The following is a 25,948-nucleotide window of genomic DNA, read 5'->3' as shown; positions in this document are numbered from 1 at the left end:
GCGGTCGCCGGCTTGGAAGTAGGTGGGCTAGGGTTTATACCTCGTCATAGTCAAGCACCACCCTGTCGCTGAGCGGGTAGCACTGGCAGGACAGCACGTAGCCGGCATCGATTTCGTAATCTTCCAGGGCGTAATTGGCGTCCATTTCCACCTCGCCTTCGATGACTTTTGACTTGCAGGTGGAGCACACCCCAGCCTTGCATGAGAAAGGAATATCCGCGCCATGCTCGTTACCTGCGTCCAGAATGCTCTGGGTATTACGGGGCAGGTCGTACTCAATGGTGCGGCCGTCGATGATCACTTTGATGTGTGAGGTTTCAGCTTTCAGCTGAGCCGCTTTCGTCGTCTGGCGGCGCTTGGCGCCTGACGTCGGTAGCCCGGTAGTGAACAGCTCGAAGTGAACCTTTTCCTTCGGCATTCCATGTTGGGTCAGAACACCACGCACGATCTCGGTCATTTCTTGCGGGCCACAGATAAACGCGGCGTCGAGCTTGGGTACGTCTACCCAGCGGTCAAACAGGGCGTTGCATTTGTCGGCGTCGATCCGGCCGTTGTAAAGATCGATTTCCTGTTGTTCGCGGCTGAACACGTAAATGATGTTGAGGCGTTCCAGGTAACGATCCTTGAGATCCTGCAGGCGCTCACGAAACAGTGTGCCCGTGGTGGAACGGTTGCCATAGATCACGGTAAAGCGGCTCTTTGGCTCACTTTCCAGCGTGGTGGAAACAATCGACATGATCGGTGTGACGCCACTGCCAGCGGTCACCGCCAGGTAGTGCCCTTCACGGCTGGAGTCGAGAGGCACAAAGAACTTGCCCTGGGGCGGCATTACTTCCAGGCGATCACCGGGCTGCAATTGCTGATTGGCAAAAGTCGAAAAGCTGCCGCCCGGCACCAGCTTGACGGCGACTCTCAGCTCATGTTCGTGGACGCCGGTGCAGATTGAGTAGGAGCGGCGAATATCTTCACCTTCGATATCGCGGCGCAGTGTCAGGTACTGCCCTTGGGTAAAGCGAAAAGCGTCCAGCAGGTCGTCGGGAATGTCGAAAGCAATGGAAACGGCATCATGGGTTTCCTTACGTACATCCTTGACGGTCAAGGCGTGAAATCGGCTCATGGGAAATGGTCTCGTCGTTTTACAGACACTTGAAATAATCGAAAGGCTCCAGACAATCGCGGCAGCGGTAGAGCGCCTTGCAGGCCGTAGAGCCGAATTCGCTGACGCGTTCGGTAGCGTTGCTGCCACATAAAGGACAGGGCACGACTGGATCAGACTGGCCGGTCAGGCTGCGCTTGCTAGCACTTCCTACCGGTGGCGCGATGCCGTAAGCACGCAGCTTTTCGCGACCGGCGTCTGTCAACCAGTCGGTAGTCCAGGCGGGTGACAGACGGCGCTGGATCAGCGGGTCTGCGTATCCAGCGGCCACCAACGCTTCATGGATATGCTGTTCGATAACTTCCGTGGCCGGGCAGCCGGAGTAGGTTGGGGTCACGCTGACCGCTAACCTGCCATCCAGCCAGTCGATATCACGCACAATGCCCAGCTCCACCACGCTAACCACCGGCACTTCCGGGTCGGGAACTTCCTGTAGTACAGCCAGCACGGCGTTGACATCGCCTTCGTCACCGGCGGGCGGCAGCCCGCTGCGGTCGCTGCCGATCAAGTCGCTGGAGGGCCAATTATCGCTAAGCGCAGATGGATAGTTACCAGACAGTCGCATCGGGATATGCCCTCGGCAGGTATTGCATTTCCGCCAACAAAAAGCCCAGGTGCTCGGTGTGATGGCCGACTTTGCCGCCGGTATACATCCAAGCTTCGTAGGAAGGGCGCTCCAGCGTGGCTTCTTCAAGCACCTCTTCCACGGTGGCTTTCCAGCGAGTGGCGACGGTTTCCAGGTCAGGCGCGATGCCTGCTTCTAACATGGCCAGATCAATCTCGTCGCCCTGCAGTAGCTCACCGGTGAACTGCCAGAGGTTGTCGAGCGCGCGCTGCATGCGGGTGTGGCTCTCTTCTGTGCCATCGCCCAGGCGAATCACCCATTCAGAGGAGCGACGTAGGTGGTACGTTGCTTCCTTAAGCGACTTGGCGGCCACTTCAGCAATGCGTGGGTCGCTGGAGTGGGACAGCCCGTCAAGTAGGTGGACGTGCCAGGCATCGAACAGGAACTGGCGCCCCATGATGTCGGCGAAGTCACCGTTGGGCTGCTCGACGAGCAACAGGTTACGGAAGTCCTGAGCGTCGCGGCGAAAGGCCAGATGGTCAGCGTCGATCTTGTCAGCCTTCAGTTCAGCACCCATCAGTTCAGCAGCATAGCCCAGCCAGTTGCGTGACTGACCGAAGAGGTCAAGACCTACATTCATCAAGGCCAGTTCTTCTTCCAGCGCTGGTGCCTTACCGCACAGTTGTGCGTGGCGCTGGCCGAGTACCAAAGCGTTGTCGCCAAGGCGCAGTAGGTAATCGATCAACGGGGTTTGTGTTTTTTGAGCTGTGTTTTTCTGAGCCGAGCTTCGATGAGCCGCGCTTTGATGAGATATGTTTTGCATCGCTACCTTCCTTACATGTGGCCGACTTCTTTCGGCAGTTTGTAGAAGGATGCGTGGCGATAGACCTTATCGTTAGACGGGTCGAACAGCGGCTCTTTCTCATCGGGAGACGAGGCGGTGATTTCGCTGGCCGGAACCACCCAGATGCTCACCCCTTCATTGCGACGGGTGTAAAGCTCGCGGGCGTTTTCAATGGCCATGCGGCGATCGGCGGCGTGTACGCTACCAACGTGCTTGTGATTAAGGCCGTGCTTGCTGCGTATAAAAACTTCGAAGAGGGGCCAGTCAGCCATGAGGAAAGCCTCTGTGGTCAAAGGAGCCCCGTGTCGCAGGGCTCTCGATTGTTTTAAGAATCAAAAATCAGGTCTTAAGAATCAGGCCGCTCGGTGTTGACGTTTGGCGGCATGAGCCACGGCGGCTTCACGCACCCAGGCACCGTTATCAATGGCGCTGCGGCGTGCCTCTACACGCTCGCGGTTGCAGGGGCCGTTGCCTTTCAACACGTCGAAAAATTCCTGCCAATCGATTTCACCGAACTCATAGTGGCCGGTCTCTTGGTTATATTTGAGATCCGGGTCAGGGGCGGTACAGCCCAGCAGCTCCAGCTGCGGTACGGTTTGGTCGAGGAAGCGCTGGCGCAGCTCATCGTTGCTGTGGCGCTTGATTTTCCAGGCCATCGACTGAGCGCTGTTGGGAGAATTTTCGTCGGATGGACCGAACATCATTAGCGAGGGCCACCAAAAGCGGTTGATGGAGTCCTGCACCATGGCTTTCTGGTCATCGGTGCCCTCTTGCATCATGGTCAGCAGAATCTGATAACCCTGGCGCTGATGGAAACTCTCTTCTTTACACACACGAATCATGGCGCGGGCATAGGGGCCGTAAGAGGTGCGCTGTAGCGGCACCTGGTTGACGATGGCTGCGCCATCGACCAGCCAGCCGATCGTGCCCATATCCGCCCAGTTGAGCGTCGGGTAATTGAAGATGCTGGAGTACTTGGCGCGGCCATCGTGAAGTTTGTCGATCTCTTCGTCGCGGTCGGCACCCAGGGTTTCCATGGCGCTATAGAGATACAGGCCGTGACCTGCCTCATCCTGAATTTTGGCCATTAGCTGCAGCTTGCGCTTGAGGGTCGGCGCACGGGTCAGCCAGTTACCTTCCGGCAGCATACCGACGATCTCGGAGTGGGCGTGTTGCGAGATCTGACGGATCAACGTCTTGCGGTAGGCGTCCGGCATCCAGTTCTTGGGTTCTATTTTAATTTCATCATTGATGCGCTCCTGGAAATGGCGTTCCTCAGGGCTCATCTCATCAAGCGTTTTGAGTTTGTTAGAACCGGTTTCAACGAGCTGCGCGTACATAGAGACCTCCGCCGCGTCGGACTATCAGGGAGTGTGGCTTATCTTTCCTAAAGTATAGTGACACGAAATATTTTATCAATAAGTATTTTTATGTGTCACTTTAAGACTTTGTGATGCCCTGTAAATATAAAATTGTTGATTTATAAGGGAAAATTATCCCAGAATAAGTGATTCTTGTTTTTGTTGAATTTTCTAGCTAGAGATGACTGTTTGGGTGCGAAAAAGCCCCTTTAAAGAAGCTCTTTAAAGGGCTTGGCCTGACAGGAGGGGGTAACGGTAAACGGTGGCTAGGCGTCAGGGGATTGAATCAGCGCAGATCCTTGACGCGTCTGGCCTTACCCATCGAACGCATAACGCTTTCTACCGGGCATACCTCGACCTGGGTGCTGATACCAATGTGCGTCTTAATGGCATGCTGGAGCTGTTTGGCGGCTTCCTCACAAGCCACGGGGTCGCGGGCGATGTCATGATGATTCGCCTCGACACGAACAAGCACCATGTCCATATTGCCTTGACGGCTGACTTCGATCTCGTAGTGGGGAGAAAGCGACGCGATCTTGAGCAGTTGCTCTTCGATCTGGGTGGGGAACATATTTACCCCGCGAATGATCAGCATGTCGTCGCTGCGGCCAGTGATCTTGTCGATGCGCCGCATGGGGCGCGCGGTGCCCGGCAGCAGGCGGGTCAGGTCACGGGTGCGGTAACGAATCACCGGCAGGCCTTCTTTGGTCAAGGTGGTGAATACCAGTTCGCCGTATTCACCGTCTGGCAGGGCGTCACCGCTGACCGGGTCGATGATCTCGGGGTAGAAATGATCTTCCCAGATGGTCGGGCCATCTTTGGTTTCCAGGCACTCCATGGCCACGCCGGGCCCCATCACTTCCGACAGGCCATAGATATCCAATGCGTCGATACCCAGGCGCTTCTCAAGAGCAGTACGCATGCTGTCGGTCCAGGGTTCTGCACCGAAAATGCCGGTACGCAGCGGCAGTGTGTGGGGGTCGATGCCCTGGCGCTCCATCTCGTCCGCAATATTGAGCATATACGAGGGAGTGACCATGATGATGTCCGGCTCGAAATCACGGATCAACTGCACCTGTTTCTCGGTCTGACCACCCGACATGGGGATCACCGCGCAACCCAGGCGCTCGGCGCCGTAATGGGCACCCAGACCGCCGGTGAACAGGCCATAACCGTAGGCCACATGCACCTTGTCGTTGCGGCTGCCGCCGGCGGCGCGGATCGAGCGCGCCATCACATCAGACCACACATCGATATCGCTCTGGGTGTAGCCCACCACCGTAGGCTGCCCGGTGGTGCCGCTGGAGGCATGGATGCGAACGATCTCGCTCATCGGTGTGGCCAACATGCCGAACGGGTAGTTGTCGCGCAAATCAGCCTTGGTGGTAAAAGGCAGTTTGGAGAGATCCGCCAGCGTCTGGATATCGTTGGGATGCACTCCAGCCTTGTCGAAGGAGTGGCGGTAGAACGGCACATTGTCGTAAGCGTGCTTAAGGCTCCACTGCAGGCGCTTGAGTTGAGTGGCGCGGAGTTCGTCGACGCTGGCGGTTTCCAGAGGGTCGAGAGTTGCAGTGTCGATACGCGTTACGGGCTGATTCATCAGGGGGCTCCGATCAAGCTAGTTGTTATTGGGCTAGTTTTAGTAGTGCTTATAAGCGCGCAGTGATCAGCGCGTCTTTCATTGGCTCTCTCCAGCAGTGGTGTCTTCCAAGCGTCGTACGCTGCCGCGAATTTTGTAAGAGCGCCCGCGGAACAAGGCGATGGTGTCGCCGTGCTGATTGCGCAATGTAATGTCATAAATGCCAGTACGCCCACGGCGGCTGCGCTCTTCGGCGGTGGCGGTGATCTCGTCGCCCAGCTGGCCGGGGCCTAGATAGTCGATACTACAACCAGCAGCGACTGTGGCTTCATCGTAGCTGTTGCAGGCAAATGCGAAGGCGGAATCGGCGAGGGCAAATAGAAATCCGCCATGGCAGTGGCCGTGCCCCTGCACCATGTCCTGACGCACGGTCATGGTCAGTTCGGCGAAGCCGGGCGCCACGCGGGTAATGCGCATCCCCAGCCCTTGGCTGGCATGGTCGCGGGAAAACATCGCATCGGCACAGGCTTCTGCCAGTTGTTGTGGCGTCAGTTGGGCATCATTCATGAATGTTCTCCTCGCTCATAGCTTTGCGACGTAGTCGGTAAGAACTGCGATAGCGCTCTTCGCCGTAGCTCTTTTGTAGGTGCATTAGGGCGCGGTGGAAGGGCTGGCATATCACTCTCCCTTGAAGGTGGGACGGCGTTTTTCCATGAAAGCGCTGACGCCTTCGCGGTAATCTTCGCTGCGCCCAGCAAGGCGTTGCAGGTCACGTTCCAGGTCGAGCTGCTCGTTGAAACTATTATCGCTGCTGGCATGCAGGGCGCGTTTAATCAGTGCCAGGCCATGGGTGGGTTGAGTGGCCAGGTGGCGGGCCATACTCATGGCTTCTTCTTGCAGTGCTTCATCGTCGACGCAGCGCCAGATCATGCCCCACTGCTCGGCGGTCTCGGCGGGGAGCTTGTCGCCGAGCATCGCCAAGCCCTTGGCGCGAGCCATGCCCACTAAGTTAGGCAGTGTCCAGGTGCCGCCTGAGTCCGGAATCAAGCCGATCTTACAAAAGGCCTGAATAAAGCTTGCGGAGCGGGCCGCCAGCACGATGTCGCAGGCCAGGGCGATATTGGCCCCAGCGCCAGCTGCTACGCCGTTCACCGCACAAATGGTGGGGAATGGCATGTCCTTGAAGGCACGCAGCATGGGGTTGTAGCGTTTCTCCAGCGACTCGCCGAGGTCGGGGGCCTGCTCGCCGGGCGCGACGCTACGGTCGGAAAGATCCTGACCGGCGCAGAAGCCTCGGCCGTTGCCCGTCAGTAACAAAGCGCGAACGCTTGAGTCCTGGCGCACGGCTTTTAGCACCTTGCGCATCTCGGCATGCATTTCGGTATTGAAGCTGTTCAAGCTTTCGGGGCGGTTCAGGGTGATACAGGCGACGCCGTCTTCCACGCTGTAAAGCAGGAGCGCTTGGCTCATGGGTAATGTCCTTGTGTCAGTGCCCTTGAAAAGTGGCAGGTCGTTTTTATTGGAAGGCGCGCATACCCTTTTCGCGGTCGTCGGTGCCCGCCAGTGACCGTTCGGCCTGTGGTGTACAGGGTTAATATCTGTCGAGTATAGAATTATTTTGATACACATCAATATCGTATTCTCATTTATGGTGTGTCGCTTATTGTTGTTTTTGGTAATTTATGCCTTGCTAACAGTGGTTTGTGGGGATTTTTTGCGAATATAAGGTAATGGTTAGACGATGGTATAAAAAAGCGAAGTGCGTCTAGAAATCTGACTTATAGCCGGGGTAAATCGAGTTTTTAGCTAACCGTGTGCCAATTCTGAAGAAGCCCGTGACAGGTAAAGTGTTTGATGTTTTGTTACGTAAAATATAATCTTCGTTGATATAGCGTATCAAAATAGATTGAGCGCTGGAGCGCCCCATAACGCAATCAGCGCAGCAAAGGCGCGATAACCCTAGGTGACTACACAACTGACGGGGCAGGGGTCGAACAGTTCGAAGAGCGGGCGATGGGGGCAGCGTCCCACACGGCCAATCAAGCTAACGGAGAGTGTGATGCCTTACTATCGACTTGAAGGGGTGACGCCGGTGGTACACCCGTCCGCCTATGTCCACCCTACTGCGGTGTTAATTGGCGACGTAATCGTAGGCCCCAACTGTTATGTAGGCCCCGGCGCGGTGATGCGTGGTGATTTCGGGCGGCTGGTGCTGGAAGAGGGGGCTAACCTTCAGGATACCTGTGTGATGCACGGCTTTCCGGGCTGCGTCACCAAGGTTGAGAAGGATGGCCATATCGGCCATGGCGCGGTACTGCATGGCTGCGTGATTGGGCGTGATGCCATGGTTGGCATGAACGCCGTAGTGATGGATGGCGCCAAGATTGCTGAACGCTCTATCGTGGCGGCGGCAGCGTTCGTCAAGGCGGGCTTCGAGTGTGAGCCCCAGTCGCTGGTGATGGGGGCTCCCGCAAAGGTAAAGCGCCCGCTGAGTGATGAGGAGTTCGCCTGGAAGCAGCAGGGCACCCAGGAGTATCAGCGCTTAGTAACCCGTTGCCGTGACAGCTTGGAACCCTGTGAGCCGCTGGCAGAACTCGATGCTGATCGTCCAGCCTTGCTGGCTGGTGATACTCAACCCAAGCAGCAGACGTTGGATCAGTCGCCACAGCCATAAGGTGCGTTATGCCCGATGTGATGACTGATTAAGCAGTCTCGTTAGGCGTTCAATCCAGCCCGCCGAAGCGCTGGTAGAAGCTGGGGCCTGGGGCGGGTAGTGGGCCCTCGGCGTTTTCCAGATGTTGATCCAGCCAGCGTTCTGCACGTTCGTAGAGCAAACGATAAAGGTTGCGGCAGAGCTGATGGGCGTAGCGGCCTTCCCACGCCGTGGGGAGTAGTTCCTCAGGCAGGAGGGGGTCGCGTAATTGAACCTTGCGATACTCGTGAATAAGCAAGGTGCGGGCAATGAAACACTCTTCCTGCCCCAAATGGTTCTCTGCGTTGAGGGCATTCCAGAGTGGGCGAAACTTAACGAGAAAACGTTGGTAGAGCTCGGCTAATTCGTCGAGGTTCCAGCTCTCTCTGACCTGGAGACGCAGCGGCTTGCTGGTCATGGGCTCCATGGTTTGCGTCTGCATTACAATCGTATCGTCTGCTGCATCCAGTTCTTGCAAGGCCGCCATGGTCTCTGCACATGACAGCGTGGGATGCGCCAGCACGCCCTGAGCAAAACTACCAAAGCCTAGCCATTCAAGCTCATCACGAATCTGCTGGCGCCGGTCTGGGGGAAGCTGTGTCAGCAATACCAATGTCCACTGTCCCGACCAAGCTGGCTGGGCGCCGTGATAGACACGCTTAAAGGCTTGCTCGAAACGACGCCGACCAGGGCCACTCAACCGGTAGTAGCTGCGACGACCGATCTTCTCTCCCCGTAGCCAGGTTTCATTGGTCAGCCGGTAAACCGATGTACGCACCAGCCGCTCATTGATACCGATGGGCTCCACCAGTTTCGATAGACTGCCTAACCAAACGGTACCGCCCCGCGGAACGATAGAGTCGCCATAGACGGTAATAATCAGTGAGCCGGCACGAATTGGCCGACGCTTTTGGAAGTCATCAATAAGCGTAGCGACGCACTCTTTAGCTGACGACATGGTGGACGTTGATTCCCTTTGCGGTGAAGTTGTCGCTAAAAACGACAGAAAATATGACGAATAAAAAAGATTATCGTATCACGTTTTTTTGTCGTTTGGCCGGAGTCGATCCTCTCCTGACAGGGAGTCGATCCTCTCCTGACAGGGAGTCGCTGCGTCCACTTCCTGGCGTAAGGGCGTCTATGAGCGCTGTAATGCTTTGTCGATTCAGGTTTTAAGGTAACCGTCCAATGTGTACATTATCACTGGAAGAATTGTGAAAAGTACCATGGCTATGACTAATAGCAGGGACGGTGTGTTTAATGCGATAAAGAGCCGCTTAGTTATAGTCTTCCGAAGGGGGTATGTGAAAGCTGAGGGCGCCCTGAATAGACCCTCTTTATGTGGATTAAGTGGGCGAAGAAAATAGCTGACTTAATCATGAGCTAGCGGAGCCAGCTCACTCTTTATCGCGACTTATCGGTGGAATTGCTTTTCGCGCTCGGGCTGCCAATAAATAGCATCGATGCGGAGTCGTGCTTCGGTATTGTTGGGTAACGGCCATTCGATGATGTCGCCCACTTTAAGGCCGATCAATGCAGCACCAATAGGCGCCATAACCGAAATGCCGTCCGCTACGCTTTCCAGGGAGTGCGGATAGACCAAGGTACGAATCATTTTAAGCCCGCGGGTAAGGTCGGTGAAGCGAACCTGGCTATTCATGCTGACCACGTCATCCGGAATATCCTCTGGATCACAGACTTCACCTCGTGCTAACTCTTCCTCAAGTAGCTGAGCCACAGCCATGTCTTTTTCGGATGCATTGTCGATCAAGCGCTGGAGGCGTTCGGCATCAAGACGGTTAATAATAATAGCAGGACGTTGTCCCATGATTACTCTCCTTGGAAAGCAATAAGTTTAAACCAATAAAAAACAGCCCTTCCCCAATAAAGGAAGGACTGCGTGCTTTTAGAGTATAAGCGATTTATAAAATAAAGACGATCAGGTCACTCCTTGCTCAATCATGGCGTCAGCCACCTTTCTGAAGCCTGCAATATTGGCGCCCAGTACCAAATTGGTTTTATCACCAAACTCCTCGGCGGTGTCGGCGCACTGGCGGTGAATATTGGCCATAATCTGTTTTAATTTCTGGTCGACTTTCTCCAGCGGCCACTGCTCCATGCTGCTATTTTGTGCCATCTCTAGCTGGCTGGTAGCGACGCCTCCTGCATTGGCGGCCTTGCCTGGGCCATAGGCAATCTTTGCGTCTAGAAACAGGTCGACGGCCTCTTTGGTAGAGGGCATGTTGGCCCCTTCACTAATACATCCTATGCCATTCGCGAGTAGGCTTTCCGCATCGCTTGCAGTCAGTTCATTCTGCGTCGCGCAGGGGAACGCAACATCGGCTTGAATACGCCATACGGCATTCCCGCCCTGGGGGTAGTCACGTGCAGAAATGTAGTGCGCTTCAGGGTGCTCATGTAAGTAGGCCTCTAACGAGGTGCGCTGCACTTCTTTGAGCTGTTTGAGTAAGCCTAAATCAATACCGTTTTCATCGTGAATGGTGCCACGTGAATCGCTGCAGGTGACAGGTCTAGCCCCCAGTTCGTATAATTTCTCAATGGTATAGATGGCAACATTGCCAGCACCGGAAACGAGGCAGGTCTTGTCGCGCAGCTCTTCTCCCCGGGCAGCGAGCATATTTTGTGCAAAGTACACTGCACCGTAGCCGGTGGCCTCTTTACGGCCTAGCGAGCCTCCCCAATTAAGCCCCTTACCTGTTAGCACGCCCTCATAGTGGCCAGTGAGTCGCTTGTACTGACCAAAGAGATAGCCAATTTCACGTGTACCGACGCCTATATCGCCTGCAGGCACATCACAGTGGGGGCCAATATGACGGTAGAGCTCGCTCATAAACGCCTGGCAAAAGCGCATGATCTCGTTATCTGATTTTCCTTTGGGGTCAAAATCGGCGCCACCTTTCCCGCCGCCGATCGGCAAACCGGTTAACGCATTTTTGAAAATTTGCTCAAAGCCGAGAAACTTGATGGTGCCCGAGGTAACGCTGGGGTGGAATCGTAAGCCACCCTTGTAAGGGCCAAGGGCAGAGTTGAACTGAACGCGATAGCCTTTGTTGACCCGCACTTTCCCAGCATCATCTACCCAGCTTATCCGGAACATGATTTGCCGTTCGGGCTCGACTATTCGTTCAATAATGCTGTGCTGATGATAGTAATCACTCTGCTCGAGTAGCGGGCGCAGGCATTCGAGCACTTCTTCGGTAGCTTGATAAAATTCTGACTGTGCAGGGCTGCTTTTATTAAGTCGCATTAGCGTATCGTGAACGTAGGGCATCGGGGCATGTCGTCATCGTTATTCAACAGAGTAGTGGCTGGCCAGAGCGTTAGAATATTTAACTGGCAGCTTGCTTCTGTGCATAGCCTATGCCGGTTCGGTATGAGCAAATAGAGTGGGGAATTTAGACTAAAGTAGGCGCTAGAAACATTCGCTCAGCTTATTTTTAGAAAACTGATAAACGATGTATAAACGATTAGGGGGCAATTAACAGACGTATTGATTGTATGAACTATAGCTAACTTAGCAGAAGCGCTTTATCGATCCCTATAAACTCATTGGCTGCATTGATGAGCGACGCTGCAGTCAGTTGAGGTACTCCATAAACTTCGACTTTTTTGCCATGCTTAGCACGGATTTTTTGGACGAGCAGGTCAAAATCACCATCGCCGGATACCAGCACGATAACATCTGCCTGTTCCGCATACTCCATGGCATCGAGCGCGATGCCCACATCCCAATCGCCTTTTGCGGAACCGTCTGACCGCTGAATAAAAGGCTTTAATTTCACATCAAAACCAATCGCCCTGAGTATATTTTGAAACTCTCGCTGCTTTTGGTCACCCCTATCGATGGCATAGCAAACAGCTTTAATAACCTCTCTGTTAGCGGTTACTCGTATCCAGAATTTGTTGTAATCAAAGTTTCGGCCATAGGCTTCACGCACGGTGTAATAGACGTTTTGAATATCAACAAATATGGCAACGGTGGTCATCAATTCGCCTTTTCAGGAACATATTAGAAGAAACCGGGTTAGCTAACCCAGTCTAACACTCTCGAAGCGAGTTCGGTTGACTGGCTAGCTTCCAGGGTCGTGTGGCGATAAGAGATGGATGGAAAGTCTCCAGCGCACAACGCTCAGACTAGCATCGACGGTTTAAATAGCTCCGTACGGTCAATGGATCGCCCCGACAGCATGAACTCTCCCATCCCCCGGTAGTGCAGCGACTCTTCCTCATCTGCCAAAGGCGCTACGTGGGCTTTAACGACCTCAAAGATAAACAGGTTGTAGCGTTCAATCATGGCGTCATCGTGCAAACGGCACTCAAAAGATGCGTAGCACTCCTCTACCCGAGGCGCACCAACCTGTTCTGACTTGCCTGGGGTCAGCTTAAACGCCTTGAACTTGTCAACCTCGCTCCCGGAGCAGTTCCCGATACCCACCACCGTATCGACAAGCGATGCCGGGGGAATATTGATCACGCATTCGCCGCTGTTGCGCACCATGGAATGGGAGTGGTTCCCCGCATCTATAACGCAGCTGAGAAGCGAAGGGGTGAACGCCATCACCATGTGCCACCCCATGGTCATGATGTTGGTTTGCGCTTGCCATTGTGATGAAACCAGCGCAATCGGGCCGGGCTCAAGAAAGTGTCTGATATTCGATACGGGGGAGTCTTCCTTTGTCATCGGGTGTGTCATCAACAACCTCCGATTAGATAAGTTAGGCAGCAGGACGTCGCATTACGGTCATCAACACACCCGCGCCTAGATAAAGAAGATAGAGAACCCCTAGCCATTTAACGATGGCGAATAGCTCCGCCGATGCCATCAGCAGGGCGCCTACGCCAGCAAACGAAAGTGACATCGCCACCAGGTCTCCCAAGAAAAAGCCAGGCAGCATCGCCAGCGCGGCTCTGCGACCTTGATTGATGCCGGTCATGACCAGCAGAGCCACCGCGGGGCCGGGGGAGGCGATCACCAAAAACGAAGCCAGCACAAACGATAGCCAGAGCTCAATCGACATAGCGTTACCTGCCCTATTGTTGAATTGTTAACTATATCTTGCCATATAGTTGTAAGTACTGGATCGTCGCGTGGCAACTCTATCCGCTGATTGACTGTGTCATACATTGAGATAATGCTTCGCTGTTGACACTGGAGCATCTTGGTGTGATACACCCGCTGAAGGCTAACCGATACCGCTGATTATTCAATAACCCTCAATTGGACGATGATATAACCAGCAATTGGACGCTGGCATCGCCTGCAATTGGACGTTGCCAGAGACAAGCTATGGATACCTCTTATCTACCCCGGCTAATTTCGTGATCGAGTGGTCGAGTCGCTCGCGGATACGCCGGTGGTGTGTTTGCTAGGGTTGAAGGTTTCGGATGCGACCTCAAGCGTTGCATTTGCGACTGATCGCCAGATTCGCGTGATAGTGTTGTCGCTTTCCGTCCTGTTCATGCCAATATACGACCACAGAGCAATGCCCCTCCTGCACGAGCGAGTATTCACTACAGTAAGGGGGAAACTAAAATACGCCAGCGACGCCTATACTAATAAGAAAAAAGTGATGTTTAAAAAGGTGACGGAGGGTAAGACCATGACATCAAATCAAGCAAAAGACCCGGCAGCAAAGACTGATCGGGCGGGTGAACCGCAAACCCTTGGCTTTCTACTGCTAGATAATTTCACCCTGATTTCGCTGGCCTCCGCGATAGACCCTTTGCGGATGGCTAATCAACTGGCTGGGCGCGAGCTGTATCGCTGGTACACCCTGACCCAAGACGGGCTGCCCGTGCGCGCCAGTGATGGGCTGCAGGTGACGCCGGATGCCTCTATGCATACCCCTCTATCGCTTGAGTGGGTAGTCGTTTGCGGTGGGGTAGGCCCTCATCACAGTGTCACCCGCGAGCACGTGCGCTGGCTGCAGTCCCAGTCGCGCCAACTAAAGCGATTAGGCTCGGTATGTACCGGCAGTTGGGCGCTGGGCCAGGCGGGGCTGCTCGATCACTATCAAACCAGCGTGCACTGGGAGTGCCTGGCCTCCATGCAGGAGGCCTTTCCCAACGTCATTCTGACCCCGCACCTTTTCTCTATTGATCGTGATCGATTCACCGCCTCGGGCGGCACTGCGCCGCTCGATATGATGCTCAACCTGATTGCCCACGACCATGGACGTGAGCTTTCGGCAGGTATCTCCGAGATGTTTATCTACGAGCGTGTGCGCAACGAGCAGGATCAGCAGCGTGTACCGCTTAAACACGTGCTGGGTACGACTCAGCCCAAGCTACTAGAGATTGTGGCGTTGATGGAGTCCAACCTTGAGGAGCCGATCGAGCTCGATGAGCTGGCAAAGTATGTGGATGTTTCACGGCGTCAGTTAGAACGGTTGTTCCAGCGCTATTTGCTCTGCTCTCCGTCCCGCTATTACCTCAAGCTACGCTTGGTACGTGCCCGTCAATTGCTCAAGCAAACGCCTCTCTCTATCATCGAAATTGCGTCCGTTTGCGGCTTTGTCTCTACGCCCCATTTTTCCAAGTGTTATCGTGAATACTTTGGTGTGCCGCCGAGAAATGAGCGCTTGGGGGTGCATGACCGTCAAGGAAGTAATCCTGCTAAGTCGCCATCGTTAATTCAGCGGTGGGGGGGCGAGCCGTACAAAAGCGAGCCTCTTTCGAGTGCCCAGCAGGCGCTTGCCCATGCCCAGGGTGAGCCTACCTTTGCCAGCGTGCCGCTACTGCGCTGATAGGTACTTCCGTCACCACTATTCCAAACCTGCTGTCCACCTCCGGGCAGCAGGTTTTTTAGTAGCTGCTATCTCTAAAGTACTCCTCCTCTGCAAAGGTTAGCGGGTGCGTGGGTAGTGGTCGTGTTCACGACACCATGACGCTTTTGGAATTTCCGCCGTCGTTTCCAAGAGCAGTCCAATCCAACGTCAGCGCTATGCTCGCTACATTAACCAATGTTGGAGCTTAGCTATGACCCCCTCTGAACTGCACAATGACGCCATTGTCATTGATGGTCTGATCATCGCCAAATGGAACCGTGAGCTGCTTGAGGACATGCGTCGCGGCGGTCTTACTGCGGCTAACTGCACCGTCTCCGTGTGGGAGGGGTTTCAGGCCACGGTCGATAATATCGTCAAGTCCAACCAGTTGATGGCGGAGTGTAGTGACCTGGTGCGTCCGGTTCGTACCACCGCTGACATCACGCGGGCGAAAGAGGAGGGCAAGACCGGCATCATCTTCGGTTTCCAGAATGCCCATGCTTTCGAAGACCAAATTGGTTACGTAGAGATCTTCAAGCAGTTGGGCGTGGGCATCGTGCAGATGTGCTACAACACCCAGAACCTGGTGGGTACTGGGTGTTACGAGCGCGATGGAGGCCTCTCCGGCTTTGGTCGCGAAATTGTTGCCGAGATGAACCGCGTCGGCATTATGTGCGACCTCTCTCACGTCGGCGCCAAAACCTCCGAAGAGGTCATTCTCGAGTCCAAAAAGCCCGTCTGTTACTCCCACTGCCTGCCCTCCGGCCTCAAAGAGCACCCGCGTAATAAATCTGATCAAGAGCTTAAGTTCATTGCTGACCACGGCGGTTTTGTAGGTGTCACCATGTTTACCCCGTTCCTCAAGAAAGGGGTCGATTCCACCATCGATGATTACTGTGAGGCCATCGAGTACATCATGAATATCGTCGGTGAGGATGCTATCGGCATCGGTACCGATTTTACCCAAGGGCACGGTCAGGAGTTCTTCGAGTGGCTGACCCACGACAAGGGCTACGCACGCCGCCTGACCGACTTTGGCAAGATCATCAATCCCGAAGGAATCCGCACCGTGGGAGAGTTCCCCAATCTCACCGAGGCACTCCTCAAGCGCGGCTTAAGTGAGACCCAGGTGCGCAAGATCATGGGAGAGAACTGGGTGCGCGTGCTTAAGGATGTGTGGGGCGCCTGACTCAGCGCAGGCGGCTGCCTCCGAAGCGAGGGGCGCCGGGAGCATGCCGTAGAGGAGGTCCGACGCCAGGGATGGCGTCGGTAGCGTCCAGGGATGGATTCATAGCGCCTCCTCGTAGGCATGCTCCCGGGGTAGCCCCGTCGATAACCTGACATAACAAAGATTTGAGGAATATAACCGTGACCAAACTGGCCCCCGCACTGCCCATCGAAGTGGATAGCGAAACAGGCGTCTGGACGACCGATGCGCTGCCTATGCTCTATGTGCCACGGCACTTCTTTATCAATAATCACGTAGCCGTAGAAGAGGCGCTAGGTGCTGAGAAGTATGCCGAAATTCTTTATCACGCAGGTTACAAGAGCGCCTGGCACTGGTGTGAGAAAGAGGCCGAGCTACACGACATTAGCGGAGAGGCGGTATTTGAGCACTACATGACCCGCCTTTCCCAGCGCGGTTGGGGGGTATTCATTACTGAACAGATTGATCTCGACTCGGGCACTGCTCAAGTACGCCTTGAGCACAGCGCTTTTGTTTACCAGCTTGGCAAAACCGGGAACAAGGAGGAGTACATGTTCACCGGTTGGTTCGCCGGTGCCATGGATCAAATACTCGCCGCCCGCGGAAGTTCACTGCGTACCGTTGCCGAGCAGATGCAGAGTGCAGCCGAACCTGGCTGTGATGTAGGCATCTTCGCCGTCCAGCCGCTGACCGACGCTGCCCGCTAACTGGGGTACGAGGAGAGACAAACATGGCATTCGACGCAATTTTCGAGCCGATCGAGATCGGTAAGCTGACTATCCGCAACCGTGTGGTCAGCACCGCTCACGCTGAGGTGCATGCCACCGACGGCGGTATGACCACTGAGCGCTACGTCAGGTACTACGAGGAGAAGGCCAAAGGTGGTTGTGGCCTATGTATTTGCGGCGGCTCATCGGTGGTGTCCATCGATAGCCCGCAGGGCTGGTGGAGCTCGGTCAACCTGTCCACTGATCGCATTATTCCGCACTTTCAGAATTTGGCCGACGCTGTGCATAAGCATGGCGGCAAGATCATGATCCAGATTACCCATATGGGGCGCCGCTCCCGCTGGGACGGTTTCGACTGGTCGACGCTGGTCTCACCCTCCGGTATCCGTGAGCCGGTGCACCGCTCTACCTGTAAGACCATTGAGGAAGAGGAAATCTGGCGCATCATTGGTGACTTCGCCCAGGCCGCGCGCCGGGCAAAGGAAGGTGGCCTCGACGGCGTCGAACTGTCTGCCGTGCACCAGCACCTGATCGATCAGTTCTGGAGCCCACGGGTCAACAAGCGTACCGACGAGTGGGGCGGTAGCTTCGAAAATCGCATGCGCTTCGGTATGGAAGTGCTTAAAGCTGTACGTGCTGAAGTGGGTGACGACTTCTGCGTCGGCATGCGCATCTGCGGCGACGAGTTCCATCCGGATGGCCTCTCCCACGATGACATGAAGCAGATCGCCGCCTACTACGATGCCACCGGTATGGTGGACTTCTTCGGCGTTATCGGTTCTGGCTGCGACACCCACAACACTTTGGCCAACGTCATTCCTAATATGTCCTACCCGCCGGAGCCTTTCCTACACCTGGCGGCGGGGATCAAGGAAGTGGTGAACGTGCCGGTGATCCACGCTCAGAACATCAAGGATCCCAACCAGGCTCAGCGTATCCTCGAAGGGGGCTATGTCGACCTGGTGGGCATGACCCGGGCACATATTGCCGACCCGCACCTGATCGCCAAGATCAAGATGGGCCAGATCGACCAGATCAAACAGTGCGTGGGCGCTAACTACTGCATCGACCGCCAGTATCAGGGCCTTGATGTGCTGTGTATCCAAAACGCCGCCACGTCCCGTGAGTACATGGGGCTGCCGCATATCATTGAGAAGACCGAAGGCGCCAAGCGCAAAGTCGTGGTGGTCGGCGGTGGCCCTGGCGGTATGGAAGCAGCGCGGGTCGCTGCGGAGCGCGGTCACGATGTCACTCTGTTTGAGGCTGCTGACGCTTTGGGAGGGCAGATCACCATTGCCGCCCAGGCCCCACAGCGCGACCAAATCGCTGGTATCACCCGCTGGTACCAGCTGGAGCTGGCGCGGCTGAAAGTCGATCTGCGTCTGGGCACCCGCGCCGATGAAGCAACGCTGCTCGATCTGCGCCCGGATATCGTGGTGCTAGCTACCGGTGGCCAGCCCTTCCTTAGCCAGCACCCAGAGTGGGGCTACTCGGAGAATGCCGAGGAGAGCCTGGTGGTCAGCACCTGGGATATTCTCTCAGGCAAAGTGGCTCCAGGTAAGAACGTGCTGATTTATGACGCCATCTGCGAATTCTCCGGCGTCTCGGCAGCGGATTTTCTCGCGGATAAGGGCGCCAAAGTGGAGATCGTCACCGACGATATCAAGCCCGGTGCAGCGGTGGGCGGCACCACCTTCCCCACCTACTATCGCAGCCTCTACGAGAAGGAGGTGATCATGTCCTCCGACTTGATGCTGCATAAGGTTTACCGCGAGGGCGATGGCCTGGTGGCGGTGCTCGAAAACGAGTACACCGGGGCTTTGGAAGAGCGCGTGGTGGATCAGGTGGTGGTGGAGAACGGCGTGCGGCCCGATGAGGCGCTCTACTACGCCCTTAAAGAGCAGTCCCGCAACAAAGGGCAGGTGGATCTGGAGGCGCTCTACGCTATCCAGCCTCAGCCGAGCCTGGTTGATGAGAACGGAAAAGAAGGGGATGGCTTCCTGCTGTTCCGCCTGGGCGACTGCACGGCACCGCGTAACACCCATGCGGCCATCTACGATGCTTTGCGAATCTGCAAGGACTTTTGACCTGAGCGAGAGCCGGGGCGCCGGGGGTAGACCGTAGCGAGGGTCTTTTGACAGGGACGTCAAAAGTAGCGCCCAGGGATGGGTTCATAGCGCCCTCGTAGAGGTCTGCCGCCGGAGCAGCCCCGTCGCGAAAGATGAGGTGAGTACCATGCTCGAAACGCTCTTGCCGATACTGATTTTTACTGCCCTGGCCCTGGCAGTAATCGGCGCCGTGCGGCGTATGCGCCTGTGGCGTCAGGGGCGCCCTCGCGAGTTAACTTGCTGCAGGGGTTGGCGGCCATGCCGCGCCGCTATTTGGTGGATCTGCACCATGTGGTGGGACGTGACAAGATGATCTCCAACACCCACGTGGCCACCGCCGGTGGCTTCGTGGCCGCCGCCGTGCTGATGATCCTAGTGCACGGTCTGGGGATCGCCAACCCCGTGCTGGGCGGATTACTGCTACTGGCGAGCGCCTCGATGTTCATCGGCAGCCTCTTCGTGGCACGCCGACGTATTAATCCGCCCGCTCGGCTCTCCAAGGGGCCCTGGATGCGCCTGCCCAAGAGTCTAATGGCGTTTTCGCTAGGTGTTTTCCTAATCACTCTACCCACGGTGGGCCTACTGCCCCAGGGTTTGCTTGAAGGTGGCAGTAGCTGGCTGCTGGCGCTGGTATTGGCGGGCGTTGTGGCCTGGGGCCTGGGGGAAATGTTTTTCGGCATGACCTGGGGCGGGCCCATGAAGCACGCCTTCGCCGGTGCCTTGCACCTGGCCTTTCATCGTCGCGCCGAACGCTTTTCCACCAAGAAAGGGGGCGCTGGCCGATCAACGGGTCTCAAGGCACTCAACCTTGAGGATGAAGCGGCGCCTCTGGGCGTGGAAAAGCCAGCCGACTTTACCTGGAATCAGTTGCTGGGCTTCGATGCCTGCGTGCAGTGTGGTCGTTGCGAGGCTGTGTGCCCGGCATTTGCCGCCGGTCAGCCGCTCAATCCCAAGAAGCTGATCCAGGACATGGTGGTGGGCATGGCCGGGGGCAGTGATGCCGCCTATGCTGGCTCTCCCTACCCCGGCAAGCCGGTAGGTGAACACGCTGGCTCGCCCCATGGGCCCATTGTGGCGCTACAGGGAAAGGCTTTGGTCGACGCCGATACACTCTGGTCGTGTACGACCTGCCGCGCCTGCGTGGAAGAGTGCCCGATGATGATCGAGCATGTGGATGCGATTGTCGATATGCGCCGCCACCTGACCCTGGAGCGTGGCAAAACGCCCAACAAAGGCGCCGAAGTGCTCGATAATTTGATCGCCACCGACAATCCCGGCGGTTTCGACCCTGGCTCGCGGCTCAACTGGGCGGCGGATCTTAACCTACCGCTCATGGCAGATCTTAAGCAGGTCGATGTGCTGCTGTGGCTGGGGGATGGCGCCTTTGATATGCGCAACCAGCGTACCTTGCGCGCGCTGGTCAAAGTGCTGCGCGCCGCTGAAGTCGATTTCGCAGTGTTGGGTACTGAAGAGCGCGATAGCGGCGATGTGGCGCGGCGTCTGGGCGATGAAGCGACGTTCCAGTCTCTGGCGAAGCGCAATATTGCCACTCTGGCCAAGTATCGCTTCCTGCAGATCGTCACCTGCGACCCTCACAGTTTTCATGTGTTGGGCAGCGAGTACGGTGAGCTGGGTGGCGACTACCAGGTTCGTCACCACAGCACCTTCATTGCCGAGCTGTATGAAGCCGGTCGACTGGCGTTCGCACCTTGGAAAGGCGGCAGCGTCACCTATCACGACCCGTGTTACCTGGGGCGCTATAACGGTGAATACGAGGCACCGCGCAACGTACTTAAGGCGCTAGGTATCGAGGTCAAGGAGATGGAGCGCTCCGGCTACCGCTCGCGCTGCTGCGGCGGCGGTGGTGGGGCACCGATTACCGATATTCCCGGTGAACGACGGATTCCCGATATGCGCATGAACGATGTCAAGGAGAGCGGCGCCGAGCTGGTGGCGGTGGGCTGCCCGCAGTGTACCGCCATGCTGGAAGGCGTGGTGGATGCCAGCGCCGAAGTGCGCGATATCGCCGAGCTGGTGGCCGATGCCCTGGTAGAGCGTCCCGCAGGTGATGCGTCTGATGAGCCCCGCCGACCTGCTGCAACGACGACGGCTGAAGAGGTGACCGTATGAGCGAGATTATACGTCGCGATCCGCGTCGCGAGTGGATCGCCCGGAATCGTCTGCACCCCGACAACGCCGCGGTGCTGGCCGCCCTGGGTGTAAACAGGGGCGGCGGAGCGACCAGCGAGTGGATGGGCCCCAACGGCGTGGTGCGCAAGGATCCGCGTGCCATCGGTTTTATCGGCCCCAATGGGGTCAAACGGATTGACCGCAGTGGCCTCCAGCAAGGGGGGCAGTCCACCGCGGCAACCACGGCGGCCCACGATAGCCGCCGCACGGTGACCATTGACCAGCCCGCCTTCCTGGTGGCTGTGGTGCCTGACCTGACCGGTGGGCGACTCTCCGGCCATGACAAGGACTTGCTGGGGCTGGCCCGGCGTCTGGCGGATGCCGACGCCGAGCATCCCGGCGCCGTGGTGGCGATCCTCTTCGGCGAGCATAAGGAAGAGGCGCTGGGCGAAGCTGGCATCGATCGCGTCGTGCATCTTGATGATGAGTTTTACGCAGGGTTTGCGCCAGAAGCGCGCCTGGCGGCTTTAAGCGCCGTTGAACGGGAGATGACGCCGCGCTTCTGGCTGTTGCCAGACTCACCCCTGGGCGGTGCCGATCTGGGGAGGCGTCTGTCCTTGCGCTTGGGCGAACGCGCTGCCACGGGCGTTTGGCAGATCGAGACTGACAATGAGGCGCCGCTGGGTTGGCGCTGCACGGCTCGTGGTGGCGCCGGGAGCCTGGATATTCAGCGCCCGCTGCCGCGGGTTGCCCTGGCGCTGGCCGAGTGCGCCGAGCCGGTGGACGAGACCCAGCATGCGGCCGAGCACCTGACCCTGGCAGCGTCACTTCCCACCACTCTATCGCGCATTGAAGACCTGGGGCAGGTGGCGGTGGATCCCGCCGGCGTGGCGCTGGCCGAGGCCGAGTTCATCCTCTCCGGCGGCAACGGTGTTAAAGAGTGGGATGCCTTCCACCATGCCGCGAAAGTCCTCGGCGCTACCGAAGGTGCGTCCCGTGTCGCGGTGGACGACGGCTTTATGGCCCGCGATCGTCAGGTGGGTGCGACCGGCACCTGGGTAACCGCCCGAGTCTATATGGCGGTGGGTATTTCAGGCGCTATCCAGCACCTGCAGGGCATTCAGCGCTGCGACAAGGTGGTGGCGATTAATCTCGATCCGGGGTGCGATATCATCAAGCGCGCCGACCTGGCGGTGATTGGCGACAGCACGCAAATTCTGGCCGCGTTAGTGGCCATGGTGGAACAGCAGCGGGGAGGTCAGCGCGATGCAGCCTGATCGACAGCAACAACAGCAGGGAATCGACGTGGCAGTGCTGGTCTCCATCGGCCGTCACCCGACAACCGGACGCGCGCGGCGCGCCGAACAGGATGCCCGGGGCCTGGAGCTAGCGCTGGCCATGGAAGCCGAACTGCCGGGCACTCGGATTAGCGTACTGCATGCGGGGCCCCAGGCGGATGACAGCGAATCGGCGCTACGCGGCTACCTGGGCATGGGGCTTGAATCCATGACCTTGCTCGAACAGCCCGCGGGCAGCGATGCCATTCTGTCCCTGGTGGAGCATTTAGCCGCTACCTCGCCCCAGCTAGTGATCACCGGTGCCCGGGCAGAGCGGGGTGAAGGCTCTGGGCTTTTGCCCTATGCGTTGGCAGAACATCTCGGCTGGCCATTGGTGAATAGCTTGGCATCGATAGAAAAGGTGGAAAATGGCGTGGTAACGCTGCTGCAGGCGTTGCCAAGGGGCCAGCGTCGCCGTCTCAAGGTGCGTCTGCCCGCTATCATCAGTGTGGGTGAAGCAGCGCCGGCGGCGCGTCAAAGCGCCTTCGGCCCGGCGCGTCGCGCCACCTTTGCGGTCACGCCGACGACCCCTGAAGCCGACAGCGAGCTGGCCCAGTGGCAACTTGCCCCAGCGCGTAAACGGCCTAAGCGTCTGAAAATCGTTAAAGCTGCGTCGGCCAGGGATCGCTTCAAGGCGGCAGCGGCCAAGTCCGAGGGCAAGGGCGGGCAGGTGCTCACCGATGTGACCCCCGAGCAGGGCGCCGAGGCGATCTACAAGCTGCTCAAGGAGGAAGAAGTGCTGCGCTGAAACGCATCACGCCTCTAACCATCGTTCAAGCCCGCTTCCCTGCGGGCTTTTTGTTGGGCGATGGCCCACGCGACGTATTGACTATTTGCCAACAAAGCCCGGATAAAGCTGAAGGCGCTGTCTCTCCAGACGCAAGCCTATCCAGGCATGCACTACCAGCACCAGTATGACCACACCACCACCGAGCAGCGTCGAGGTCGTGGGTGTCTCACCTAATAACCACCACACCCATAGCGTGCCCAGCGCGGTTTCGACCAAATAAAACAGCGCCACTTCCGTTGACGACAGATAGCGGGTGGCGCTGTTGATCAGCACCGTGGCCAAGGGCATCTGCACCAGCCCCATCAGTGCCAGTACGCCATAGCGCTGGGCATCCAGATCCAGCGGTGAGGCCATGGGCAGGGCAACCGCCGCGGAGAGCAGCCCACCACCGGCAATCACCGTCATAGGGTCAATTGCTGGATAGCGGCGCAGCAGGGTCAGGTTGCCGCCGATAGCCGCCGCGGCCGCCAAGGCATAAAGATTACCTACCAGCATCCCCATAGCCCCCTCGCCCATGAACACCAAACCCATGCCCACCATGCAGACGGCAATGGCCACTAGCGTGCGCTGTGGGACGCTTTCGCCCATAAAAAACCGCGAAAACAGCGCGGCAAACAGCGGCGCTGTACTTAGGATTACCACCACATTGGCCACGTTGGCGTTCATGACCGCCAGCACAAACAGGCTGGAGATCAAGCCCAGCAGCAGCGCCGAGGCTAGCGAGGAAAAGGGATGGTGTCTCAGCGTCGTCAACCGCTTGCCAGAACTGCACAGCAGCCCCAGTACACAGAACATCAATAAACCGCGCCAGAATACGATGATCCAGCCATCGGTGGCTGCCAGGCGAATCAACAGACCGTCAAAGCTGAGAAACACTACACCCAGTATGACCATGATTAGACCGCGCTGGTAAGAACTTGCCTGCATTGTCTTGATCCTGGCTGGCAAAAAAAGAAAACCGCTCGCCGAGTAGGCGAGCGGTGCGTGAAGAAAACCGTTTAACTAGCGATTTTTGGCATCGCGTTGCTCTGCTGCCACTCTTTGTGAAGCCCTTTGTAGAGGCTGAAACACATCAGCAAGAGAACCAACGTAAAGGGCAGCCCTGTGGCCACCGCGCCCGCCTGCAGTGCGCTGAGTGCGGTGCTTCCGCCGCCATACAGCAGCACTCCGGCAATCACGCCTTCAAGCGTTGCCCAGAATACCCGCTGACTCTTGGGCGCATCGGTCTTGCCACCGGCGGTGATGTTGTCGATGACCAGCGAGCCGGAGTCGGACGAGGTAATAAAGAACACCAAGACCAGAATAATCGCCAGCGTCGAGGTGATACTGGTTAGGGGCAACTGCTCCAGCATATGGAACATGGCAAGCGAAACGTCGCCAATGCCGTTAGCCAGTTCACCCACACCGTTGGCAGCCTGATAAAGCGCCGTGCCGCCAAAGGCGCTCATCCACACCAGTGTGACCAGCGTGGGTACCAGCAGTACGGCGATGAGAAACTCACGAACCGTGCGCCCCCGCGATACACGAGCGATAAACATGCCGACGAACGGCGACCAGGAGATCCACCACGCCCAGTAGAAGATGGTCCAGCCGTGGTACCAAGTATCATCCTCGCGGCCAATCCAGTTCGACAGTGGCAGCAGGTGGCTGGCGTAGTCCAGCGCTGTGGTGCCAATTCCCGTCACAATCATCAGGGTTGGCCCCGCCACGACCACGAACAGCAGCAACGCCGCCGCGATGACCATATTGATATTCGAGAACAGCTTCACGCCACCGTCGATACCCCGCCATACCGAGATCAGCGCAATCACCGTGACCACCACGATGATTGCCAGCTGGGTACCGATGGTATTAGGGACATCGAAAAGGTAAGCGAGGCCGCCAGCGGCTTGGGTAGCGCCAAAGCCAAGTGAGGTGGCCAAGCCGAAGATGGTGGCCAGCACGGCGAGGATGTCGATGACATGGCCTGCCCAGCCACGGGTGCGCTCGCCCAGAATGGGGTAAAAGGCGGAGCGAAGGGTCAGCGGTAACCCTTTGTTATAGGAAAAGAACGCCAGGGACAGCGCCACCACGCCATAAATGGCCCAGGGGTGCAGACCCCAGTGAAACATGGTCGCTCCCATGGCGGCGCTGGCGCCCTCCGGCGTCCCGGCCGGCGTATTCAGGGGCGTTCCATACCAGTCAGTGTAGTAGGCTACAGGCTCAGCAACGCTCCAGAACATCAAGCCGATCCCCATGCCCGCTGCAAACAGCATGGCGAACCAGGAGGTGCGCGAATATTCCGGTTTTGCATCCTTGCCGCCTAACCGAATCCGCCCGAGTGGCAAGCAGATCAGTACAAGGCAGAACACCACAAAAATATTGCCAGCGATCATAAACAGCCAGTCGAAGTGTTCAATCGACCAGTTTTTGGCAAGCCCTAAGTGCGTATTAGCTGCGTCTGGATAGACCAGTGCGTAGATAATGAACAGCAGGATAGCGAGGGCGGATAGGGGGAAGACGGGGTTGTGGAAGTCCAACCCCAATATCTGCGTATTGTCCTGTCCGGGCGACAGAACCGGGTCGTCGTTGTTATTCATCAGGTTTCCTTGGTGGCTCTTGTTAGACGTCGGGTATGCATCACCATTGCCGACGCTATGAATTGTTGGGCCTGTTTCAAAAGA

Annotated in this window: 23 protein-coding genes and 1 pseudogene; 8 read left to right on the top strand and 16 right to left on the bottom strand. The window is 57.0% G+C overall.

The annotated features are described in order from the left end of the window. Window positions 1-34: 34 nt before the first annotated feature. From paaE to paaG, 8 genes are all read right to left on the bottom strand, one after another. Window positions 35-1,117, bottom strand: a complete 1,083-nt coding sequence (gene paaE, locus OM794_RS20660; protein ID WP_226246590.1) for a 1,2-phenylacetyl-CoA epoxidase subunit PaaE — start codon at window positions 1,115-1,117, stop codon at window positions 35-37. A 19-nt stretch (window positions 1,118-1,136) separates the two neighbouring features. After that, the gene (gene paaD / locus OM794_RS20655) at window positions 1,137-1,721 is read right to left on the bottom strand and encodes a 1,2-phenylacetyl-CoA epoxidase subunit PaaD (RefSeq protein WP_226246591.1); all 585 of its coding nucleotides are present in this window, start codon (window positions 1,719-1,721) and stop codon (window positions 1,137-1,139) included. Then, window positions 1,705-2,544, bottom strand: coding sequence for a 1,2-phenylacetyl-CoA epoxidase subunit PaaC (gene paaC / locus OM794_RS20650; RefSeq protein ID WP_226246592.1), 840 nt, complete (start codon window positions 2,542-2,544; stop codon window positions 1,705-1,707). The genes paaD and paaC overlap by 17 nt, the downstream gene beginning before the upstream one ends. A gap of 11 nt (window positions 2,545-2,555) precedes the next feature. Next, entirely contained in the window at window positions 2,556-2,837 is a 282-nt protein-coding gene (paaB, locus tag OM794_RS20645; RefSeq protein ID WP_022521442.1) for a 1,2-phenylacetyl-CoA epoxidase subunit PaaB, read from the bottom strand. Between the two features lie 81 nt (window positions 2,838-2,918). Further along, window positions 2,919-3,905, bottom strand: a complete 987-nt coding sequence (paaA, locus tag OM794_RS20640; protein WP_226246593.1) for a 1,2-phenylacetyl-CoA epoxidase subunit PaaA — start codon at window positions 3,903-3,905, stop codon at window positions 2,919-2,921. Window positions 3,906-4,212: 307 nt separating this feature from the next. Further along, window positions 4,213-5,526, bottom strand: a complete 1,314-nt coding sequence (gene paaK / locus OM794_RS20635) for a phenylacetate--CoA ligase PaaK (protein ID WP_226246594.1) — start codon at window positions 5,524-5,526, stop codon at window positions 4,213-4,215. A gap of 78 nt (window positions 5,527-5,604) precedes the next feature. Next, window positions 5,605-6,072, bottom strand: a complete 468-nt coding sequence (gene paaI / locus OM794_RS20630; protein WP_226246595.1) for a hydroxyphenylacetyl-CoA thioesterase PaaI — start codon at window positions 6,070-6,072, stop codon at window positions 5,605-5,607. Window positions 6,073-6,183: 111 nt separating this feature from the next. Beyond that, the gene (gene paaG, locus OM794_RS20625; RefSeq protein WP_226246596.1) at window positions 6,184-6,975 is read right to left on the bottom strand and encodes a 2-(1,2-epoxy-1,2-dihydrophenyl)acetyl-CoA isomerase PaaG; all 792 of its coding nucleotides are present in this window, start codon (window positions 6,973-6,975) and stop codon (window positions 6,184-6,186) included. A 589-nt stretch (window positions 6,976-7,564) separates the two neighbouring features. Between paaG and paaY the strand changes: the two genes are divergently transcribed. Then, on the top strand, window positions 7,565-8,179 hold the full coding sequence (paaY, locus tag OM794_RS20620) for a phenylacetic acid degradation protein PaaY (RefSeq protein WP_226246597.1): 615 nt from the start codon (window positions 7,565-7,567) through the stop codon (window positions 8,177-8,179). A gap of 49 nt (window positions 8,180-8,228) precedes the next feature. On the opposite strand, the gene paaX is transcribed toward paaY, so the two are convergent. The 6 genes from paaX to OM794_RS20590 form a co-directional block, all read right to left on the bottom strand. Then, window positions 8,229-9,155, bottom strand: a complete 927-nt coding sequence (paaX, locus tag OM794_RS20615; protein ID WP_088699521.1) for a phenylacetic acid degradation operon negative regulatory protein PaaX — start codon at window positions 9,153-9,155, stop codon at window positions 8,229-8,231. 456 nt (window positions 9,156-9,611) lie between these two features. Further along, on the bottom strand, window positions 9,612-10,025 hold the full coding sequence (gene rnk, locus OM794_RS20610; protein WP_022521456.1) for a nucleoside diphosphate kinase regulator: 414 nt from the start codon (window positions 10,023-10,025) through the stop codon (window positions 9,612-9,614). Between the two features lie 111 nt (window positions 10,026-10,136). Beyond that, entirely contained in the window at window positions 10,137-11,489 is a 1,353-nt protein-coding gene (gdhA, locus tag OM794_RS20605; RefSeq protein WP_226246598.1) for an NADP-specific glutamate dehydrogenase, read from the bottom strand. 238 nt (window positions 11,490-11,727) lie between these two features. Further along, window positions 11,728-12,204, bottom strand: a complete 477-nt coding sequence (locus OM794_RS20600) for an NYN domain-containing protein (protein WP_226246599.1) — start codon at window positions 12,202-12,204, stop codon at window positions 11,728-11,730. A gap of 143 nt (window positions 12,205-12,347) precedes the next feature. Then, window positions 12,348-12,911, bottom strand: coding sequence for a flavin reductase family protein (locus OM794_RS20595; protein WP_226246600.1), 564 nt, complete (start codon window positions 12,909-12,911; stop codon window positions 12,348-12,350). A gap of 22 nt (window positions 12,912-12,933) precedes the next feature. Beyond that, the gene (locus tag OM794_RS20590; RefSeq protein WP_226246601.1) at window positions 12,934-13,236 is read right to left on the bottom strand and encodes a LysE family translocator; all 303 of its coding nucleotides are present in this window, start codon (window positions 13,234-13,236) and stop codon (window positions 12,934-12,936) included. Window positions 13,237-13,818: 582 nt separating this feature from the next. Here OM794_RS20590 and OM794_RS20585 point away from each other — a divergent pair. From OM794_RS20585 to OM794_RS20555, 7 genes and pseudogenes are all read left to right on the top strand, one after another. Next, the gene (locus OM794_RS20585) at window positions 13,819-14,964 is read left to right on the top strand and encodes a GlxA family transcriptional regulator (protein ID WP_226246602.1); all 1,146 of its coding nucleotides are present in this window, start codon (window positions 13,819-13,821) and stop codon (window positions 14,962-14,964) included. Between the two features lie 232 nt (window positions 14,965-15,196). Then, the gene (locus OM794_RS20580) at window positions 15,197-16,174 is read left to right on the top strand and encodes a dipeptidase (RefSeq protein ID WP_226246603.1); all 978 of its coding nucleotides are present in this window, start codon (window positions 15,197-15,199) and stop codon (window positions 16,172-16,174) included. 179 nt (window positions 16,175-16,353) lie between these two features. Beyond that, window positions 16,354-16,899 (top strand): DUF5943 domain-containing protein, encoded by a 546-nt coding sequence (locus OM794_RS20575; protein WP_226246604.1) that lies wholly within the window; start codon window positions 16,354-16,356, stop codon window positions 16,897-16,899. A gap of 23 nt (window positions 16,900-16,922) precedes the next feature. Then, the gene (gene dgcA, locus OM794_RS20570) at window positions 16,923-19,007 is read left to right on the top strand and encodes a dimethylglycine demethylation protein DgcA (protein WP_226246605.1); all 2,085 of its coding nucleotides are present in this window, start codon (window positions 16,923-16,925) and stop codon (window positions 19,005-19,007) included. A 148-nt stretch (window positions 19,008-19,155) separates the two neighbouring features. After that, window positions 19,156-21,158, top strand: a pseudogene (locus tag OM794_RS20565) ((Fe-S)-binding protein). Then, window positions 21,155-22,435 carry an electron transfer flavoprotein subunit alpha/FixB family protein gene (locus OM794_RS20560; RefSeq protein ID WP_265154007.1) on the top strand — a complete coding sequence of 427 codons (1,281 nt, stop codon included), beginning with the start codon at window positions 21,155-21,157 and terminating at the stop codon, window positions 22,433-22,435. The pseudogene OM794_RS20565 and the gene OM794_RS20560 overlap by 4 nt, the downstream one beginning before the upstream one ends. Further along, window positions 22,425-23,243, top strand: a complete 819-nt coding sequence (locus OM794_RS20555; RefSeq protein WP_226246607.1) for an electron transfer flavoprotein subunit beta — start codon at window positions 22,425-22,427, stop codon at window positions 23,241-23,243. The genes OM794_RS20560 and OM794_RS20555 overlap by 11 nt, the downstream gene beginning before the upstream one ends. An 81-nt stretch (window positions 23,244-23,324) precedes the next feature. Here the strand turns inward: OM794_RS20555 and OM794_RS20550 are convergent, their stop codons facing one another. Then, entirely contained in the window at window positions 23,325-24,212 is an 888-nt protein-coding gene (locus OM794_RS20550) for a DMT family transporter (protein WP_226246608.1), read from the bottom strand. 71 nt (window positions 24,213-24,283) lie between these two features. After that, on the bottom strand, window positions 24,284-25,864 hold the full coding sequence (locus OM794_RS20545; RefSeq protein WP_226246609.1) for a BCCT family transporter: 1,581 nt from the start codon (window positions 25,862-25,864) through the stop codon (window positions 24,284-24,286). Window positions 25,865-25,948: the final 84 nt, after the last annotated feature.

It is taken from the genome of Halomonas sp. BDJS001, from assembly GCF_026104355.1.
Classification (GTDB): Bacteria; Pseudomonadota; Gammaproteobacteria; order Pseudomonadales; family Halomonadaceae; genus Vreelandella.
Note: the sequence above shows the minus strand (reverse complement) of the source record. Positions and strands in the feature narration are given on the sequence as shown.